Below are 2004 nucleotides of genomic sequence, written 5' to 3'. Positions count from 1 at the left end.
ATTTAATGGCCCGGCGCGATTTCGCGGCCGTTCCGGCGGCTTCTGCAGATCTCGGCTTCTGAAGCCGATCTCAGGACATGCGCAGAAAACCCGATATTGGACAGTCTGCCCTCGGTCCGTCCGCCCGGACGGCTTGATCGCCGGCTCCCCGATATCCAGATGGGACGTAACGGTGGCGGCTGATCTGCTCGCAAATGAAGAGGGATGGATATGACGGTTTCAACAGAACGCGCGGTCCTCGCCGGGGGATGCTTCTGGGGCATGCAGGACCTGTTGCGCCGGTATTCCGGCGTGATCTCGACCCGGGTCGGCTACACCGGCGGCGAGGTACCGAATGCGACCTATCGCAACCACGGCAGTCATGCCGAGGCCATCGAAATCGTCTTCGACCCCAACAAGCTCAGCTACCGGCAACTGCTGGAATTCTTCTTCCAGATCCACGATCCCAGCACGCTGAATCGTCAGGGCAATGACCGCGGCGCAAGCTATCGTTCGGCGATCTTCTACACCAGCGACGACCAGAAGCGGGTCGCGCAAGACACCATCGCCGACGTCGATGCATCAGGTCTCTGGCCGGGGAAAGTCGTCACCGAGCTGGCGCCGGCCGGCCCGTTCTGGGAGGCCGAGCCCGAGCATCAGGATTATCTTGAGCGTTATCCGGATGGTTATACCTGTCACTTCGTCCGACCGAACTGGAAGCTGCCGCGCAGGCGGGAGGCCGGTCAAGCGATGGCCGGAGGAGCCCGTTGAGGGCAATGAGGCAAAGGTTCCGGTGCACCTGATGACGGTCGGAGTCGGCAGAAGTGCCGGTCGTGTGCGTCCGGTTGGCAGAACAAGAGGGCGTGATCGGCCCGCGAAGCGTCCGTCAGCGGGGCCAATTTACAACCAATCTGATGCAGGCATGACCCGCCGCCGGTTGACGGTCCGATCCGGATTCGCCATGTTTACGGAATGCTGATACCGAAACTCGATCTCACCGGGCTCAAGTGCCCGATGCCTGCGCTCCAAACCCGCAAGGCATTGAAATCGCTGACGCCCGGCGACCGGCTGGAGGTGCATTGCACCGACCCGCTGTCGGTGATCGATATTCCGAACCTGGTCCGCGAGACCGGCGATTCCGTGGAAATCACCGAGCGGGCGGAGCGACGGATCGTGTTCGTGATCAAAAAAGGCGGAGGTCCGGTGCCGCTGGAGGACCGTTTTTCGCTGCGTTCCTGGTGTCCCTACATCAAGTGAGCCGTCCATATGCGCGCCGCTTCATGTGCGCGCGCCGTTCCCGCGCACCCGTCGGATCATCTGTTCGACATGCGGAATCGGCGTTTCCGGCTGAATGCCGTGGCCGAGATTGAAGATCAGGCGCCCCCCGGCAAAATTGGTCAGCACGTCATCGACCGCGCGATCGAGCGCCGCACCGCCTGCGATCAGCGCCAGCGGGTCGAGATTGCCCTGAACGGCAACCCGGTTTTGAACCTTGTCGCGGATCAATGACGGCTCGGTGGTCCAGTCGATGCTGACGGCGTCGACGCCGGTCGCTTCGATATAGGATGGCAGCAGCGCGCCGGCGCCGCGGGGAAATCCGATGATCTTCGCATCCGGAATCTGGCTGCGCACGCCTGCGACGATGCGCTTGGTCGGTTCGATCGACCATCGCGCGAATTCGCGCGGCGGCAGAACGCCCGCCCACGTATCGAAAATCTGCAGCGCATCCGCGCCGGCCCGGAGCTGGCCGAGCAGATAGCGGATCGAGTTGTCGACGATCGCATCGATGACTTTTGCGAAGGCGTCGGGATGGCGATAGGCCATCATCCGTGCCGGCGCCTGATCGGGGGTGCCATGTCCGGCGACCATGTAGGTCGCGACTGTCCATGGCGCGCCGCAGAATCCGATCAGTGCGGTTTTTGAACCAAGTTCGCGCTTGACGCGGCGCAGCGCCTCGAACACCGGTTCGAGCTTGGTCATGTCGGCTTCGCGCGCCAGCCCTGCAACCTTGTCCGGCGTATCCAG

The 2004-nt window shown here is 62.9% G+C and carries 3 protein-coding genes; 2 read left to right on the top strand and 1 reads right to left on the bottom strand.

Annotated features, from left to right (window positions below; all coding sequences use genetic code 11):
• The first annotated feature begins 210 nt into the window (after positions 1–210).
• Entirely contained in the window at positions 211–750 is a 540-nt protein-coding gene (gene msrA / locus BGN91_RS02555) for a peptide-methionine (S)-S-oxide reductase MsrA (protein WP_292610385.1), read from the top strand.
• A 201-nt stretch (positions 751–951) separates the two neighbouring features.
• Positions 952–1236, top strand: coding sequence for a sulfurtransferase TusA family protein (locus tag BGN91_RS02550; RefSeq protein ID WP_292610384.1), 285 nt, complete (start codon positions 952–954; stop codon positions 1234–1236).
• A gap of 21 nt (positions 1237–1257) precedes the next feature.
• On the opposite strand, the gene BGN91_RS02545 is transcribed toward BGN91_RS02550, so the two are convergent.
• Positions 1258–2004, bottom strand: a 747-nt coding sequence (locus BGN91_RS02545) for a uroporphyrinogen decarboxylase family protein (protein ID WP_292610383.1), incomplete at its 5' end; no start/stop codon positions are given.

The organism is Nitrobacter sp. 62-13, from assembly GCF_001896955.1.
Lineage (GTDB): Bacteria > Pseudomonadota > Alphaproteobacteria > Rhizobiales > Xanthobacteraceae > Nitrobacter.
This window is presented reverse-complemented; position numbering and strand designations above follow the sequence as displayed.